Genomic DNA, 15,980 nt, shown 5'->3' with positions numbered 1-15,980 from the left:
CGATGGCATATACCTTAACGGCATCTGGCTCATGAGCTAAATATCGAATGGGCATATGTGCAGATATATATCTTTGGAGAGGGGCTGCCGGGCTAGGCAGCAGCTCCTGAAAGCAGTCAACCCGGTAGGCCGGCTTAATGCGGGGGTCTTGTAAGGGGGGCTGCTGCGCAGCCCAACGGGGATAAATCCCTTCGCAACAGGATCAATCCCCTCACCACAAAAGCAAATCCTGGGTCTGGATCAATGCGTGCTACTCAAGCCCGCGGCGCATAGGCGAACACATCGGCGCGCATTTGGTGGGCGTCCATTCCGGCTTCGACCAGTGCATCGAGAGTGGCGTAGATCATGGCCGGCGAACCGCTGGCGTAGACATGCACACCGCAGAGATCGTCAATGTCCTGGCATACCGCTTCGTGGAGCATCCCACAGCGTCCTTCCCAGCCACACACGTCGCTGACGACTTTGTGCAGGAACAGATTCGCAAGCTTCTTCCACTCGTCCCAATGCTCGATTTCGTAGAAATCCTCCGGACGGCGCACGCCCCAGTACAGATGGACCGGGTGGTTGAAACCTGCTGCGCGGCAATGCTCGATCAGGCTGTGCATCTGCGCCATGCCGGTCCCGGCGGCAATCAGCACCAGCGGACCCTCCGGCAATTCGGACAAGTGAGTGTCGCCAAACGGCATTTCGACGCGCACGCTGGGGTTGCGACGCAACTGCTCAAGCAGCATTCGCGCACTGTTTTCACGCACCAGCACGTGCAGTTGCAGGTCTCGTCCGGAATGCGGCGCCGAAGCCAGGGAGAAAGCCGACTTCTCACCGTTCTCCCGTTCGATCATCAGGTATTGCCCGGCGTGATAACGCGGCGGCTTGCCCGCTGGCGCACGCAGGTTGACCCGCCAGACATCGCCGCCCACCTCGACGCACTCGACCACCTGGCAGGCCAGGTTGCGCACCGGCAACTCCCCCGGCGCCAGCACCCCATCCCATAGCACCACGCAATCTTCCAGGGGCTCGGCGATGCAGGTGAAAATCTCACCGTGATCGCGCACTTCGCCAGCCTGCTGGACGCGGCCTTCCACCAGCAGCGCACCACAGACATGGCAATTGCCGTTGCGGCAGCTTTGCGGGCATTCATAGCCCAGGCGCCGCGCACCATCGAGAATCCGCTCGGCGGGCTGTATCTCAAGTATCGCGCCGGAAGGCTGCAGGGTTACACGCATCAATCTATTCCTAACTGATTCCAGATGGCATCGATCCGTTGGGTAACGGCTTCATCCTTGACGATAACCCGGCCCCACTCACGAGTGGTTTCACCGGGCCATTTATGCGTGGCATCGAGCCCCATCTTCGACCCCAGGCCGGACACTGGCGAGGCGAAGTCGAGGTAGTCGATGGGCGTGTTGTCGATCATCACCGTATCGCGCTTGGGATCCATGCGCGTGGTGATGGCCCAGATCACGTCGTTCCAGTCCCGTGCATTGATATCGTCGTCAGTGACGATAACGAACTTGGTGTACATGAACTGTCGTAGAAACGACCATACCCCCAGCATCACCCGCTTGGCATGCCCTGGATACGACTTCTTCATGGTCACCACGGCCATCCGATACGAGCAACCTTCCGGCGGCAGGTAGAAGTCGGTGATTTCCGGAAACTGCTTCTGCAGGATCGGCACGAACACTTCGTTCAGCGCCACGCCGAGGATCGCCGGCTCATCCGGTGGACGTCCCGTGTAGGTGCTGTGGTAGATCGGTTTGGTCCGGTGGGTGATGCGCTCGACGGTGAACACCGGGAAGCTGTCGACTTCGTTGTAATAGCCGGTGTGATCGCCATATGGTCCTTCGTCCGCCATTTCGCCTGGGTGGATCACGCCTTCGAGGATGATCTCGGCGGTGGCCGGGACTTGCAGGTCGTTGCCGCGGCATTTCACCAGTTCGGTACGATTGCCCCGCAGCAGGCCGGCGAAGGCATATTCGGAGAGGCTGTCCGGCACGGGCGTGACAGCACCGAGGATGGTTGCCGGGTCCGCCCCCAGGGCCACCGAGACCGGGAATGGCTGGCCGGGGTGTTTCTCGCACCACTCGCGATAGTCCAGCGCACCGCCGCGGTGGCTCAGCCAGCGCATGATCACCTTGTTGCGACCAATCACCTGCTGGCGGTAGATGCCCAGGTTCTGGCGCTCCTTGTTCGGCCCCTTGGTAACCGTCAGGCCCCAGGTGATCAAGGGGCCCACGTCGCCCGGCCAACAGGTCTGCACCGGCAGCATGGCCAGGTCGACATCGTCGCCCTCGATCATCACTTCCTGACAGATCGCGTCCTTGACGACTTTCGGTGCCATGGAAATGATCTTGCGGAAGATCGGCAGCTTGGACCAGGCATCCTTCAGCCCCTTCGGCGGCTCGGGCTCCTTGAGAAACGCCAGCAGCTTGCCGATTTCCCGCAACTCGCTGACGGCCTCGGCCCCCATGCCCAGGGCCACTCGCTCCGGTGTGCCGAACAGGTTGCCCAGGACCGGGATGTCAAAGCCCGTCGGGTTTTCGAACAACAGCGCCGGGCCTTTGGCTCGCAGGGTGCGGTCGCAGACCTCGGTCATTTCGAGCACGGGAGACACCGGCACCTGGATGCGCTTGAGTTCACCGCGCTGTTCCAGACCGCTGATAAAGTCGCGCAGATCGCGATACTGCATGCAAAAGCCTCATGGTGGCCGTGGCGTTCGGGGGCCCGAGTTTAACGCCGCCCGTTCGGAATAGTGAATGCACAGATAGCAAAAAGCCGGGTTTCCCCGGCTTCTACTGCCTGTCCTGCCCGATTTACTTGCGTTTCATCGACAGGAAGAACTCATCGTTGGTCTTGGTGGTTTTCAGCTTGTCCACCAGGAACTCGATCGCTGCCACTTCATCCATCGGATGCAGCAGCTTGCGCAGGATCCACATGCGCTGCAGCTCGTCGTCGGCCGTCAGCAACTCTTCGCGACGGGTGCCGGAACGGTTGATGTTGATGGCCGGGAAGACACGCTTCTCGGCGATACGACGGTCCAGGGGCAGCTCCATGTTGCCGGTACCCTTGAATTCCTCGTAGATCACTTCGTCCATCTTCGAGCCGGTTTCAACCAGCGCGGTGGCGATGATGGTCAGCGAGCCGCCTTCCTCGATGTTCCGTGCGGCACCGAAGAAGCGCTTGGGCTTTTCCAGGGCGTGGGCATCGACACCACCGGTCAGCACCTTGCCGGAGCTCGGGATCACGGTGTTGTAGGCACGGGCCAGGCGGGTGATGGAGTCCAGCAGGATCACCACGTCCTTCTTGTGTTCGACCAGGCGCTTGGCCTTCTCGATCACCATTTCGGCTACCTGCACGTGGCGGGTCGGCGGCTCGTCGAAGGTCGAGGCGACCACTTCGCCGCGCACGGTGCGCTGCATCTCGGTCACTTCTTCAGGACGCTCGTCGATCAGCAGCACGATCAGATGAACTTCAGGATTGTTACGGGCGATGTTGGCCGCGATGTTCTGCAGCATGATCGTCTTGCCCGCTTTCGGCGGCGCCACGATCAGGCCACGCTGGCCCTTGCCGATAGGGGCGCACAGGTCGATGACACGACCGGTGAGGTCTTCGGTGGAGCCGTTGCCGGCCTCCATCTTCATGCGCACCGTCGGGAACAGCGGGGTCAGGTTTTCGAACAGGATCTTGTTCTTCGCGTTTTCCGGACGATCGAAGTTGATCGTGTCGACCTTGAGCAGTGCGAAGTAACGCTCGCCTTCCTTGGGAGGGCGAATCTTGCCAACGATGGTGTCACCGGTGCGCAAGTTGAAGCGACGGATCTGGCTCGGCGAGACGTAGATATCGTCCGGGCCGGCAAGGTAGGAAGCGTCCGCGGAACGGAGAAAGCCGAAGCCGTCCTGGAGAATCTCCAGCACGCCATCACCGGAGATTTCCTCGCCGCTCTTCGCGTGCTTCTTGAGCAGGGAGAAAATCACGTCCTGCTTGCGCGAACGGGCCATATTTTCTATGCCCATCTGTTCGGCCAATTCGAGCAGTTCGGTAATCGGCTTTTGCTTGAGTTCAGTCAGATTCATATAGGAATGACGTAATCATTTATGGAGGGGAAATTAAGCTTTTGGCTTAATGAGGCCGCGCCGCGGAGAAGGCGACAGGATCGCGTACTTATTCGAAAGGAGAGCGTCGGCGACGGCTTGCAGGGGGCACTGGAGAAACCAGTGCGGGGCCGAATGTAACACCTGGATTTACGAGCGTCTAGCCCCGGGGAACGAAAAAGCCCCGCGATTGGCGGGGCTTTTACAACGGCATTCAGCGCTTAGAGGTTGGCGTCGATGAAAGCCGCCAATTGCGACTTCGACAGTGCGCCGACCTTGGTGGCCTCGACGTTGCCGTTCTTGAACAGCATCAGGGTCGGGATACCACGCACGCCGTGCTTGGCGGGAGTTTCCTGGTTTTCATCGATGTTCAGCTTGGCAACGGTCAGCTTGTCCTTGTAGGTCTCGGCAATTTCGTCCAGGACCGGCGCGATCATCTTGCACGGACCGCACCACTCAGCCCAATAGTCGACCAGCACTGCGCCTTCGGCCTTGAGTACATCAGCTTCGAAGCTAGCGTCGCTAACGTGTTTGATCAGATCGCTGCTCATGGAAATCTCCGGGGTCATCAGCAAAAAAACGTGGCCCATCATAACGGCCCTTCCCGGGTTCAGGAAGCCGCAGTTGATTGAGTCTCGCTATGACGAGGCATGCAACCGTGTATCGCCCGGCTCACGAAGCGGCGGGCGCCACAAAGGCGATTCCAGTGCGCAGCGCAGCGTTACGTACATGTTCCTGCATGGCTTTTTGCGCGGGGCCCGATGCACGGCGGGCCAGGGCGCGCAGGATCTTGCGATGCTCCTGCCAGGTTTCCATCGCCCGCTCGGCCCGGATGAACGGTAGCTTCTGGCTCTCCAGGAAGATCTCGGCGCTGGCGGTAAGGATGCTCAGCATCGCCTGGTTGCCGCTGGCCAGCAGGATTCGTCGATGGAACTCGAAATCCAGCCGCGCCGCCGCGTCGAAATGCCCGGACTTCAATTCGCAGCGCATGGCCTCCACATTGTCCTCCAGCACATCGAGCTCGCCAGGGGTCAGCGTCACCGCCGCTATCCCGGCCGCGAAGCCTTCCAGTGCATAACGCAACTGGAAGATATCCATGGGCGAAGCCTGGGCCGCGAACGGCCAGCCCGGCGTCGACTCGTTGCGCGAAACCTCCACCAGCGATTGCACGAACACCCCTTTGCCCGGTTGCACGCTGATCATGCCCAGGGCGCTCAGTGATGAAAGTGCCTCGCGCAGCGACGCCCGGCTCACTCCCAGCTGCATGGCCAGGTCGCGCTGCGACGGCAGCGCATCGCCCGGCCCGATGCCCTGTTCGGCAATCAGTTTGCGGATGGCTTGCAACGCCACTTCAGGAACGGCGCGAGAGATGGAATTCATGTTTTTTTCGACGAACCGGGCCAATGAGCGGCTAGTTGTAAAACTATTCGTCGCGCCCGGCAAGTCGTGCCCCGCCGGGGTTCGGCGGCCAACACCAACGCTCGATAACGGTGCAAAACCCGGCGCAACTGTTCAGACCAGTAAGACCGCGCGCCGCCTGTAAAACCGTGGCTTTGGCACCTCATGAATCGCTTTGGCACGGCCCGTGCTCTGTCGAAACCCAGAAATCACCTCATCGATTCCGGAGACTCGTCATGATCCAGCGTTGCAGCGCCCTGCTCACTGCCCTGTTTGCCAGCCTGATGCTCTGTCAGCTGCCCGCCCACGCTGATGGCCTGGAAGACGTGGTCAAGCGCGGCACCCTCAAAGTCGCGGTTCCCCAGGACTTTCCGCCATTCGGCTCGGTAGGTCCGGACATGAAGCCCCGCGGCCTGGACATCGATACGGCGCAACTGCTGGCCGACCAGCTCAAGGTCAAGCTCGAACTGACGCCGGTCAACAGCACCAACCGCATTCCTTTCCTGACCACCGGCAAGGTCGACCTGGTGATCTCCAGCCTGGGCAAGAACCCGGAACGGGAAAAGGTCATCGACTTCTCCAGCGCCTACGCGCCGTTCTACCTGGCTGTGTTCGGCCCGCCCGAAGCCGCCATCAATGGCCTGGAAGACCTCAAGGGCAAGACCGTCAGCGTCACCCGTGGCGCCATCGAAGACATTGAGCTGTCCAAGGTCGCGCCTGAAGGCACCACCATCAAACGCTTCGAAGACAACAATTCCACCATCGCCGCCTACCTGGCAGGCCAGGTGGACCTGATCGCCAGCGGCAACGTGGTGATGGTCGCCATCAGCGAACGCAATCCCAAGCGTGTCCCGGCGCTGAAAGTGAAACTCAAGGATTCGCCGGTATATGTCGGCGTGAACAAGAACGAACCCGCGCTGCTGGCCAAGGTGAACCAGATCCTGGCCGCCGCCAAGACCGACGGCAGCCTGGAGAAGAATTCCCAGACCTGGCTCAAGCAACCGCTGCCGGCCGATCTCTGACCGGCGTTCGAGGGGCTGAGCATGGCTTATCAGTTCGACTTTCTGCCCGTGGTGCAAAACACTGAGCTGCTGGTGCGCGGCGCGTTGTTCACTCTGGAGCTGACGGCCATCGGCGCATTGTTCGGGGTTGGCCTGGGTATCGTGGGCGCCGTGGTGCGGGCGTGGAACATCCGGCCGTTCGCGTCGATCTTCGGCGTGTACGTGGAGCTGATCCGCAACACGCCGTTCCTGGTGCAACTGTTCTTCATCTTTTTCGGCTTGCCGTCCCTGGGCCTGCAGATTTCCGAATGGCAAGCGGCGGTCCTGGCGATGGTGATCAATCTGGGTGCCTATTGCACCGAGATCATCCGTGCCGGTATCCAGGCCATTGCGCGGGGCCAGCTGGAAGCTGCCGCGGCCCTGGCCATGAGCCGCTTCGAGGCCTTTCGTCACGTGGTGCTGCTACCAGCGCTGGGCAAGGTCTGGCCGGCCCTGAGCAGCCAGATCATCATCGTGATGCTGGGCTCGGCGGTGTGCTCGCAGATCGCCACCGAAGAGTTGAGTTTCGCCGCCAACTTCATTCAGTCGCGCAACTTCCGCGCCTTTGAAACTTACGCACTGACCACCCTGATCTACTTGTGCATGGCCCTGCTGATCCGCCAGCTACTGAACTGGCTGGGCCGGCGCTGCCTGTACAGGAACGGCACCGGGAGCAGCCAATGAGCGATTTCACATTCTGGGACGTGGTGCGCAATCTGCTCACGGGCCTGCAGTGGACCGTGGCGTTGTCACTGGTGGCGTTCGTGGGCGGTGGCGTGATCGGCTTGCTGGTGATGGTGCTGCGCATCTCCAGGAACGCCCTGCCCCGTCATGTCGCCCGTACCTACATCGAGCTGTTCCAGGGCACGCCCTTGCTGATGCAGCTGTTCCTGGTGTTCTTCGGCGTAGCCCTGGCCGGGGTGGAGATTTCTCCCTGGATGGCCGCGGCCATTGCCCTGACGCTGTTCACCAGTGCTTATCTGGCAGAGATCTGGCGCGGCTGTGTCGAGGCCATCCCCAACGGTCAATGGGAAGCGTCCTCGAGCCTGGCACTGAACCGGCTGGAGCAGTTGCGCTACGTGATCCTGCCCCAGGCCCTGCGCATCGCCGTGGCGCCGACCGTGGGTTTCTCGGTGCAAGTGATCAAGGGCACGGCGGTCACCTCGATCATTGGCTTCACCGAACTGACCAAGACCGGCGGCATGCTCGCCAACGCCACGTTCGAGCCCTTCATGGTGTATGGCCTGGTGGCTCTCGGATACTTCCTGCTCTGCTACCCCTTGTCCCTCAGCGCGCGCTACCTGGAAAGGAGACTGCATGCCTCTGCTTAGAATTACCGCCCTGCATAAATACTACGGCGATCATCACGTGCTCAAAGGCATCGACCTGAGCGTCGAGGAAGGCCAGGTGGTGGCGATCATCGGCCGCAGTGGCTCGGGCAAATCCACCTTGCTGCGCACCCTCAATGGCCTGGAATCGATCAACGACGGCGTCATCGAAGTGGACGGCGAGTACCTGGACTCGGCCCGTGCCGACCTGCGCAGCCTGCGCCAGAAAGTCGGGATGGTGTTCCAGCAGTTCAACCTTTTTCCGCACCTGACCGTTGGCGAAAACGTGATGCTCGCCCCACAGGTGGTACAGAAAGTCTCCAAGGCCAAGGCCACCGAACTGGCTCGACAGATGCTGGATCGGGTCGGGCTCGCCGAGAAATTCGACGCCTTCCCTGAGCGCCTCTCCGGCGGCCAGCAGCAACGGGTCGCGATCGCCCGCGCCCTGGCGATGTCTCCCAAGGTGTTGCTGTGCGACGAGATCACCTCGGCCCTGGACCCGGAACTGGTCAACGAAGTGCTCAGCGTGGTCCGGCAACTGGCCAAGGAAGGCATGACCCTGATCATGGTCACCCACGAAATGCGTTTCGCCCGCGAGGTGGGGGACAAGCTGGTGTTCATGCATCAGGGCAAAGTGCACGAGGTGGGAGATCCCAAGGTGCTGTTCGCCAATCCGCAGACACCGGAGCTGGCCAATTTCATCGGAACGGCCGAGCCTGTGGCCTGAGATTTGCGCTGCCGGCTCTGGCCTCATCGCGAGCAGGCTCGCTCCCACAGGTTCGCGGTTGCCGGCTATTGCGCAGGCGAGACAAAACAGGTGTGGGAGCGAGCCTGCTCGCGACGGACCGCGAAGCGGTCGCCTTTGCGTTGGCGTAAGCGAGCGATCGTGGCAGGATGGCAAGGTTATCGACCGAGACCTTTTGACCATGCCGCCATCCCAAGCCAAGAATCTGTCCCTGATCGCCGCCATAGACCTGGGCTCCAACAGCTTCCACATGGTCGTCGCCAAGGCCCAGAACGGGGAAATCCGCATTCTTGAGCGGCTCGGCGAGAAGGTCCAGCTGGCCGCCGGCATCGACGAAGAACGCAAGCTGAGCGAAGAATCCATCCAGCGCGGGCTCGATTGCCTCAAGCGGTTTGCCCAACTGATCAACGGCATGCCCTTGGGCGCGGTGCGGATCGTGGGCACCAACGCCCTGCGCGAGGCGCGCAATCGCGGCGAGTTCATCCGCCGTGCCGAAGAGATCCTCGGCCATCCGGTAGAAGTCATTTCCGGACGTGAAGAAGCCCGCCTGATCTACCTCGGCGTGTCCCATACCCTGGCCGACACCCCTGGCAAGCGACTGGTGGCGGACATTGGCGGCGGCAGTACCGAATTCATCATCGGCCAACGCTTCGAGCCGCTGCTGCGCGAAAGCCTGCAGATGGGGTGCGTCAGCTACACCCAGCGTTATTTCCGTGACGGCAAGATCACCCCGGCCCGCTACGCCCAGGCCTACACGGCGGCGCGCCTGGAAATCATGAGCATCGAACACGCCCTGCACCGCCTGACCTGGGACGAAGCCATCGGCTCCTCGGGCACCATCCGCGCCATCGGCCTGGCGCTCAAGGCCGGCGGCCATGGCAACGGTGAAGTGAACGCCGAGGGCCTGGCCTGGCTCAAGCGCAGGCTATTCAAGCTGGGCGAGTCGGACAAGATCGACTTCGAGGGCATCAAGCCCGACCGCCGAGCGATCTTCCCGGCGGGCCTGGCGATTCTCGAAGCGATCTTCGATGCCCTCGAATTGCAGCGCATGGACCACTGTGAAGGTGCCCTGCGCGAAGGCGTGCTCTATGACCTGCTGGGCCGCCACCATCACGAGGACGTCCGCGAGCGCACCCTGGGCTCGCTCATGGAGCGTTACCACGTCGATCAGGAACAGGCCGTGCGGGTCGAGCGCAAGGCACTGCACGCCTTCGACCAGGTGGCCGACGACTGGAACCTGGGCGATGGCATCTGGCGCGAGCTGCTCAGCTGGGCCGCCAAGGTCCACGAAGTGGGGCTGGACATCGCGCACTACCATTACCACAAGCACGGCGCCTACCTGATCGAGCATTCCGACCTGTCGGGCTTTTCCCGGGAAGACCAGCAGATGCTCGCCCTGCTGGTGCGCGGCCATCGGCGCAATATCCCCAAGGACAAGTTCGCCGAATTCGGCGACGACGGCATCAAGCTGATTCGCCTGTGCGTGCTGTTGCGTTTCGCGATCCTGTTCCACCACATCCGCGGCACCCAGGAAATGCCCCAGGTCGCCCTGCGCGCCGATGGCGATCAACTGGATGTGATGTTCCCCGACGGCTGGCTGGAAGAAAACCAACTGACCCAGGCCGACTTCGCCCAGGAAGCCGAGTGGCTGACCCGGGTCGGGATCGTGCTGAGCATTCACTGAGCCCCGCCACAACACAGATCCATTGTGGCGAGGGGATTTAGCGAAACGTCGCACCGCCCCGCCGGGCCGCGAAGCGGCCCCAGAGAGTGGGAAGGTAATCAACCTGACACAACGGGCTGGCAGGTTTCAGGGCTGCTTCGCAGCCCAGCGGGGTGGTGCGACGTTTCGCTGAATCCTTCGCCACAGATACCCCTTAACCATCAGAACTGCATCACCCCGACCTTAACGAACCGCCAGCACCGGGCTGCTCAAGCGCTCCAGCAATGTCGCCTGGGCGCTGCGTGGGTTCTGGTTGCCGGTCGGCGTGTTGCGGATGTACCGGCCATCCGATTGCAGGATCCAGCTGTGGGTATTGTCGGTGAGATAGCTTTCCAGCTCTTTCTTCACTCGCAGGATCAGTTTCTTGCCTTCCACCGGGAAGCAGGTCTCGACGCGCTTGTCGAGGTTGCGCTCCATCCAGTCGGCGCTGGACAGGAACATCTGTTCCTCGCCGCCGTTGAGGAAGTAGAACACCCGCGTGTGTTCCAGGAAGCGGCCGATGATCGAACGCACATGGATGTTATGGGAAACCCCCGGAATACCCGGTCGCAGGCAGCACATGCCACGCACCACCAGGTCGATGCGCACGCCTGACTGGCTGGCCTTGTACAGCGCACGGATGATTTTCGGATCGGTCAGCGAGTTGAACTTGGCGATGATATGCGCCGGCTTGCCGTCCAGGGCGAACTGGGTCTCCCGGGCGATCATGTCGAGCATGCCCTTCTTCAGGGTGAACGGCGCATGCAGCAGCTTCTTCATGCGCAGGGTCTTGCCCATGCCGATCAACTGGCTGAACAGCTTGCCCACGTCTTCGCACAAGGCATCGTCGGAGGTCAGCAGGCTGTAGTCGGTATACAGGCGGGCGTTAGCCGCGTGGTAGTTGCCGGTACCCAGGTGGGCGTAACGCACGATCTCACCGGCCTCACGGCGCAGGATAAGCATCATCTTGGCGTGGGTCTTGAAACCCACCACGCCGTAGATCACCACCGCACCGGCCGCTTGCAGACGGCTGGCCAGCTGCAGGTTGGACTCTTCATCGAAACGCGCCCGCAATTCGATCACCGCCGTGACTTCCTTGCCGTTGCGCGCCGCATCCACCAGGGCATCGACGATTTCCGAGTTGGCACCGCTGCGGTACAGAGTCTGGCGCACCGCCAGGACGTGAGGGTCCTTGGCGGCCTGGCGCAGCAGGTCGACCACGGGTGTAAACGACTCGAACGGGTGCAGCAGCAGGATGTCCTGCTTGCTGATCACGCTGAAAATGTTCTCGCTGTTTTGCAACAGCTTCGGAATCTGCGGTGTGAAGGGCGAGTACTGCAGCTCCGGATGGCTGTCCAGGCCGGTAATGCTGAACAGCCGGGTCAGGTTGACCGGGCCATTGACCTGATACAGCTCGGTCTCGTGCAGGTTGAACTGTTTGAGCAGGTAGTCGGACAGGTGCTTGGGGCAGGTGTCGGCCACTTCCAGGCGGACTGCATCGCCATAGCGGCGGGAGAACAACTCGCCACGCAGGGCGCGCGCCAGGTCTTCGACGTCCTCGGTGTCCACCGACAGGTCCGCGTTACGCGTCAGGCGGAACTGGTAGCAGCCCTTGACCTTCATGCCCTGGAACAGGTCATCGGCGTGAGCATGGATCATCGAGGACAGGAATACATAATTGTCGCCGGGACCACCGACATCTTCCGGCACGCGGATGATGCGCGGCAGCAGGCGCGGCGCGGGAATGATCGCCAGGCCGGAATCGCGACCGAAGGCGTCGATGCCCTCCAGCTCGACGATGAAGTTCAGGCTCTTGTTGACCAGCAACGGGAACGGGTGCGTCGGGTCGAGGCCGATCGGCGTGATGATCGGGGCGATCTCATCGCGGAAATAACGGCGCACCCAGGTCTTGAGTTTGGTGGTCCAGTAGCGACGACGAATGAAGCGGACCTGATGCTTTTCAAGCTCCGGCAACAGGATGTCGTTGAGGATCGCGTACTGGCGGTCGACATGACCGTGGACCAGCTCGCTGATGCGCGCCAGGGCCTGATGCGGTTGCAGGCCGTCAGCGCCGGCCTGCTCGCGGGCGAAAGTGATCTGCTTCTTCAGGCCGGCCACACGGATTTCGAAGAACTCGTCCAGGTTGCTGGAGAAGATCAGCAGGAATTTCAGCCGCTCCAGCAAGGGATAGGACTCGTCCAGCGCCTGTTCCAGCACGCGGATGTTGAACTGCAGTTGCGACAGCTCACGATGGATGTACAGGCTGCTGTCATCCAGGTTGGGGATCGCAATCGCCGGGGCCGGGGTCGGAGCCGGCTCGGCGGCGACCGCAGGAACGGGGTCCAGCTCCGGCGGCGTTTCGGCGACCTGCTCGACCACGGGTTGAGCGTCTTTTACGGCAACTTCAGTGAGTCCTTCGGTATTCATCGCAAGTTCCTGGGAGGCTATTTCTGCTCTCGTAGCAATTGGGCGGCGCGCACGGCGAAGTAAGTCAGGATGCCATCAGCCCCTGCGCGCTTGAAAGCGGTCAATGATTCGAGGATCACCCCTTCACTCAGCCAGCCGTTCTGGATGGCGGCCATGTGCATGGCGTATTCGCCGCTGACCTGGTAGACAAAGGTCGGGACTTTGAATTCGTCTTTCACCCGGCAAAGAATGTCGAGGTAAGGCATGCCTGGCTTGACCATGACCATGTCGGCCCCTTCCGACAGGTCGGCGGCCACTTCGTGCAGGGCTTCCTGGCTGTTGGCCGGGTCCATCTGGTAGGAGGCCTTGTTCGCCTTGCCCAGGTTCAGGGCCGAGCCGACCGCATCGCGGAACGGGCCGTAATAGGCGCTGGCGTACTTGGCCGAATAGGCCATGATGCGCACGTTGACGTGACCGGCCACCTCGAGGGCTTCGCGGATCGCCTGGATGCGACCGTCCATCATGTCAGACGGCGCCACCACCTGGGCACCCGCCTCGGCGTGGGACAGCGCCTGCCTGACCAGCGCATCGACGGTGATATCGTTCTGCACGTAACCGTCTTCATCGAGGATGCCGTCCTGCCCGTGGGTGGTGAACGGGTCCAGCGCCACGTCGGTGATCACCCCCAGTTCAGGGAAACGCTCGCGCAAGGCACGGGTCGCGCGCTGGGCGATACCCTCCGGGTTCCAGGCTTCGGCGGCATCCAGGGACTTGAGCCCCGGTGGCGTCACCGGAAACAACGCCAGCGCTGGAATGCCCAGCTCCACCCAGTTGGCGGCCTCTTCCAGCAGCAGGTCGATGGTCAGGCGTTCCACGCCGGGCATTGATGCCACTTCCTCACGGCGGTTCTCCCCATCCAGTACGAACACCGGCAGGATCAGGTCGTTGGTGGTCAGAACGTTTTCACGCACCAACCGACGAGAGAATTCATCACGGCGATTGCGACGCAGGCGGGTGGCAGGGAACAGACGGTTGGCGGGGGTAAAGCTCACGGCAGACTCCTGAGCCCGCGCAGACGGGCGAGCGTGACAGTTATAAGCGGTCATTATGACGAACACATTACAGAAGTGTTGCATTTGAACCACAGGGCTGCTGCGGCGGCTTTGCGGGCAGGCCGGTCGCCGTCTCCCGTCATGGCGGACCATGACCGGGCGCAGCACCTTGCCTGGCAACCGGATCCAATCGCCTCAGCAGGAACATTGCGACCCAGGAGCAGCACTTGCGCAACTGTGACCTGTCGTCGCAGTTATTGTCGTTGTAGGAATTGTTCACGTCGAGACACATTTCGATACTTTCCTGAATGTGTCTGAAGGGTTAGGCTGCGCGTTCATTTCGCCAGCACCCAGACAATGCTCCAACAATTTCTCAATGACTTCGGCTACCTGGCCCTGTTCATCGGCACGTTCTTCGAAGGTGAAACCATCCTGGTGCTCGCAGGCTTCCTGGCGTTCCGTGGCTACATGGACATCAACCTGGTGGTCGTCGTGGCGTTCTGCGGCAGCTACGCGGGCGACCAGCTATGGTACTTCCTGGGTCGCAAGCATGGTCGCAAGCTATTGGCGCGCAAGCCCCGCTGGCAATTGATGGGTGATCGTGCCCTGGAGCACATTCGTCGGCATCCGGACATCTGGGTCCTGAGCTTCCGCTTCGTCTACGGGCTGCGTACGGTCATGCCGGTGGCCATCGGCCTCTCGGGCTATCCGCCGGGCCGCTACCTCTTGCTCAATGGCATTGGCGCAGCCATCTGGGCCACGGCGCTGGCCGCCGCCGCTTATCACTTCGGCGCGGTCCTCGAAGGCATGCTGGGCAGCATCAAGAAATATGAACTGTGGGTACTTGGCGCACTGCTGGTGCTGGGCCTGTGCCTGTGGTTGCGACGCCGTATCAAGAATGCACGCCTGGCTCGCAAGACCCTCGAAGCCGAGCGGCTGGAGCAAGCCAGGCCAGGCGAACCTACGACGCCCAACGAGTGAGGCGATGGCGGCAGCAGTAAAGGCCGATGCAGCTGAGCAGGCTGTAGCAGAGCAAGCCGACCCAAGCCACCGGGCTGGCTGGCCATAATCCGACCAAGGGCGCCAGCCACACCAGGGGCAGGTTCGAAGCCAGGCGCAACAGTTCCAGCCGCCGCGCCCACGGCCGATCCTCCAGGGCCACGCCCAACACGAAGATCCCGAACGCAACCGTCCCCCAGCCCAGCACCAGGGCGGCGACCGGCAGGCTGTTCTCCAGGTTCATCAGATAACTGCCCAGCGCTATGTAGACACAGAACTGCAGCGCCACATACCACTGCTGGCGCCTGTCCAGCGGTACGTCGAACTTGCGGAAACGGCTCAGGTCCGGCTTGTTCAGCGGGTACCTGGCCGCGACGTCCGCCGGCCTCCAGCCTGTGGGCATGAACCAGATGCGCAGCTTGTCCCACCCATGCTCTGCCCGCCGGGCATCCGTCCACAATTGTGCGTAGAACTGCAGGTTGGCCCACAGCGGATTCCAGCTCGCCAGCGGCGTGGTCACGCCAAAGATCACCGGCTCGTTATCGTCTTCTTCCTGGAAGGTGCCGAACAGACGGTCCCAAATAATGAACACCCCTCCGTAGTTGCGATCCATATAGAGAAGGTTCTGCGCATGGTGGGCACGATGATTGGACGGCGTAACGAAGCACCACTCCAGCCAACCGAGCTTGGGAATGTGCTGGGTATGAACCCAGAACTGATACAACAGATTCAACGCCGCGACGCTGACGAACACCACCAGCGGCACGCCCAGCACCGCCAGCGGCAAGTAGAAAATCCAACTCAACACAAAGCCCGTGCTGGTCTGGCGCAAGGCGGTGGAGAGGTTGTAGTCCTCGCTCTGGTGATGCACAGAATGAGCGGCCCAGAGGATATTGCGTTCATGCCCCATGCGGTGCAGCCAGTAGTAGCAGAAATCGTAGAACACGAAGGCCAGCACCCAGACCCAGGTCTGGTCGGCAGGCAACCGCACAATGGCCAGGTGCTCCAGGGCGAAGGCATAGGTCACCAATCCCACGCCCTTGGTCAGCAGGCCGGTAGTGGTGGACAGCACGCCGGTGCTCAGGCTGTTGATCGCGTCGGCGACCCGGTAGTGGCTCACGCCACGCCAACGGTCGGCCAGCAGCTCGACGGCTATCAGGACGAAGAAGAACGGCACGGCATACAGAATGAAATTCATGACGCGACCCGGGCACGCGAG

The 15,980-nt window shown here is 61.7% G+C and carries 14 protein-coding genes; 6 read left to right on the top strand and 8 right to left on the bottom strand.

Going from position 1 to position 15,980, the window contains the following annotated elements:
* Positions 1 to 254 precede the first annotated feature (254 nt).
* The 5 genes from BW992_RS08400 to BW992_RS08380 all read right to left on the bottom strand — a co-directional run bounded on the left by BW992_RS08400 (position 255) and on the right by BW992_RS08380 (position 5,471).
* Positions 255 to 1,223, bottom strand: a complete 969-nt coding sequence (locus tag BW992_RS08400; RefSeq protein WP_072390479.1) for a CDP-6-deoxy-delta-3,4-glucoseen reductase — start codon at positions 1,221 to 1,223, stop codon at positions 255 to 257.
* Entirely contained in the window at positions 1,223 to 2,689 is a 1,467-nt protein-coding gene (gene ubiD / locus BW992_RS08395; protein ID WP_072458546.1) for a 4-hydroxy-3-polyprenylbenzoate decarboxylase, read from the bottom strand. The genes BW992_RS08400 and ubiD overlap by 1 nt, the downstream gene beginning before the upstream one ends.
* Before the next feature lie 124 nt (positions 2,690 to 2,813).
* Positions 2,814 to 4,073 carry a transcription termination factor Rho gene (rho, locus tag BW992_RS08390; protein WP_003206716.1) on the bottom strand — a complete coding sequence of 420 codons (1,260 nt, stop codon included), beginning with the start codon at positions 4,071 to 4,073 and terminating at the stop codon, positions 2,814 to 2,816.
* A gap of 239 nt (positions 4,074 to 4,312) precedes the next feature.
* Positions 4,313 to 4,642 (bottom strand): thioredoxin TrxA, encoded by a 330-nt coding sequence (trxA, locus tag BW992_RS08385; protein ID WP_072390882.1) that lies wholly within the window; start codon positions 4,640 to 4,642, stop codon positions 4,313 to 4,315.
* 121 nt (positions 4,643 to 4,763) lie between these two features.
* On the bottom strand, positions 4,764 to 5,471 hold the full coding sequence (locus BW992_RS08380) for a FadR/GntR family transcriptional regulator (protein WP_076406000.1): 708 nt from the start codon (positions 5,469 to 5,471) through the stop codon (positions 4,764 to 4,766).
* 254 nt (positions 5,472 to 5,725) lie between these two features.
* Here BW992_RS08380 and BW992_RS08375 point away from each other — a divergent pair, with 254 nt between their 5' ends.
* The 5 genes from BW992_RS08375 (at position 5,726) to ppx (ending at position 10,286) form a co-directional block, all read left to right on the top strand.
* The gene (locus tag BW992_RS08375) at positions 5,726 to 6,511 is read left to right on the top strand and encodes a transporter substrate-binding domain-containing protein (RefSeq protein WP_076405997.1); all 786 of its coding nucleotides are present in this window, start codon (positions 5,726 to 5,728) and stop codon (positions 6,509 to 6,511) included.
* 21 nt (positions 6,512 to 6,532) lie between these two features.
* Positions 6,533 to 7,213: an amino acid ABC transporter permease gene (locus tag BW992_RS08370; protein ID WP_076405995.1), complete on the top strand. Its 681-nt coding sequence runs from the start codon at positions 6,533 to 6,535 to the stop codon at positions 7,211 to 7,213.
* Positions 7,210 to 7,860, top strand: coding sequence for an amino acid ABC transporter permease (locus BW992_RS08365; protein ID WP_076405993.1), 651 nt, complete (start codon positions 7,210 to 7,212; stop codon positions 7,858 to 7,860). The genes BW992_RS08370 and BW992_RS08365 overlap by 4 nt, the downstream gene beginning before the upstream one ends.
* A complete protein-coding gene (locus BW992_RS08360; RefSeq protein WP_072430932.1) occupies positions 7,847 to 8,584 on the top strand; it encodes an amino acid ABC transporter ATP-binding protein in 738 nt (245 codons plus the stop codon). The genes BW992_RS08365 and BW992_RS08360 overlap by 14 nt, the downstream gene beginning before the upstream one ends.
* 199 nt (positions 8,585 to 8,783) lie before the next feature.
* Complete coding sequence (gene ppx / locus BW992_RS08355) at positions 8,784 to 10,286, top strand: exopolyphosphatase (protein WP_076405992.1); 1,503 nt, start codon at positions 8,784 to 8,786, stop codon at positions 10,284 to 10,286.
* A 222-nt stretch (positions 10,287 to 10,508) separates the two neighbouring features.
* On the opposite strand, the gene ppk1 is transcribed toward ppx, so the two are convergent.
* Positions 10,509 to 12,731, bottom strand: coding sequence for a polyphosphate kinase 1 (gene ppk1 / locus BW992_RS08350; protein ID WP_072390503.1), 2,223 nt, complete (start codon positions 12,729 to 12,731; stop codon positions 10,509 to 10,511).
* Between the two features lie 17 nt (positions 12,732 to 12,748).
* On the bottom strand, positions 12,749 to 13,762 hold the full coding sequence (hemB, locus tag BW992_RS08345) for a porphobilinogen synthase (protein WP_072390506.1): 1,014 nt from the start codon (positions 13,760 to 13,762) through the stop codon (positions 12,749 to 12,751).
* A gap of 357 nt (positions 13,763 to 14,119) precedes the next feature.
* Here hemB and BW992_RS08340 point away from each other — a divergent pair, with 357 nt between their 5' ends.
* The gene (locus BW992_RS08340; protein ID WP_072390509.1) at positions 14,120 to 14,743 is read left to right on the top strand and encodes a DedA family protein; all 624 of its coding nucleotides are present in this window, start codon (positions 14,120 to 14,122) and stop codon (positions 14,741 to 14,743) included.
* Here the strand turns inward: BW992_RS08340 and BW992_RS08335 are convergent.
* Entirely contained in the window at positions 14,724 to 15,959 is a 1,236-nt protein-coding gene (locus BW992_RS08335) for a sterol desaturase family protein (RefSeq protein ID WP_072458544.1), read from the bottom strand. The genes BW992_RS08340 and BW992_RS08335 overlap by 20 nt on opposite strands.
* Between the last annotated feature and the right edge of the window lie 21 nt (positions 15,960 to 15,980).

The sequence above is a fragment of the Pseudomonas sp. 7SR1 genome (genome assembly GCF_900156465.1).
Taxonomy (GTDB): domain Bacteria; phylum Pseudomonadota; class Gammaproteobacteria; order Pseudomonadales; family Pseudomonadaceae; genus Aquipseudomonas.
Note: the sequence above shows the minus strand (reverse complement) of the source record. Positions and strands in the feature narration are given on the sequence as shown.

Coding starts and splice junctions, on each gene's coding strand:
- ppk1 (WP_072390503.1), bottom strand. CDS start 12,731: ATGAATACCGAAGGACTCACTGAAGTTGCCGTAAAAGACGCTCAACCC.
- BW992_RS08340 (WP_072390509.1), top strand. CDS start 14,120: ATGCTCCAACAATTTCTCAATGACTTCGGCTACCTGGCCCTGTTCATC.
- ubiD (WP_072458546.1), bottom strand. CDS start 2,689: ATGCAGTATCGCGATCTGCGCGACTTTATCAGCGGTCTGGAACAGCGC.
- BW992_RS08400 (WP_072390479.1), bottom strand. CDS start 1,223: ATGCGTGTAACCCTGCAGCCTTCCGGCGCGATACTTGAGATACAGCCC.
- BW992_RS08335 (WP_072458544.1), bottom strand. CDS start 15,959: ATGAATTTCATTCTGTATGCCGTGCCGTTCTTCTTCGTCCTGATAGCC.
- BW992_RS08365 (WP_076405993.1), top strand. CDS start 7,210: ATGAGCGATTTCACATTCTGGGACGTGGTGCGCAATCTGCTCACGGGC.
- BW992_RS08380 (WP_076406000.1), bottom strand. CDS start 5,471: ATGAATTCCATCTCTCGCGCCGTTCCTGAAGTGGCGTTGCAAGCCATC.
- BW992_RS08370 (WP_076405995.1), top strand. CDS start 6,533: ATGGCTTATCAGTTCGACTTTCTGCCCGTGGTGCAAAACACTGAGCTG.
- ppx (WP_076405992.1), top strand. CDS start 8,784: ATGCCGCCATCCCAAGCCAAGAATCTGTCCCTGATCGCCGCCATAGAC.
- trxA (WP_072390882.1), bottom strand. CDS start 4,642: ATGAGCAGCGATCTGATCAAACACGTTAGCGACGCTAGCTTCGAAGCT.
- BW992_RS08360 (WP_072430932.1), top strand. CDS start 7,847: ATGCCTCTGCTTAGAATTACCGCCCTGCATAAATACTACGGCGATCAT.
- BW992_RS08375 (WP_076405997.1), top strand. CDS start 5,726: ATGATCCAGCGTTGCAGCGCCCTGCTCACTGCCCTGTTTGCCAGCCTG.
- rho (WP_003206716.1), bottom strand. CDS start 4,073: ATGAATCTGACTGAACTCAAGCAAAAGCCGATTACCGAACTGCTCGAA.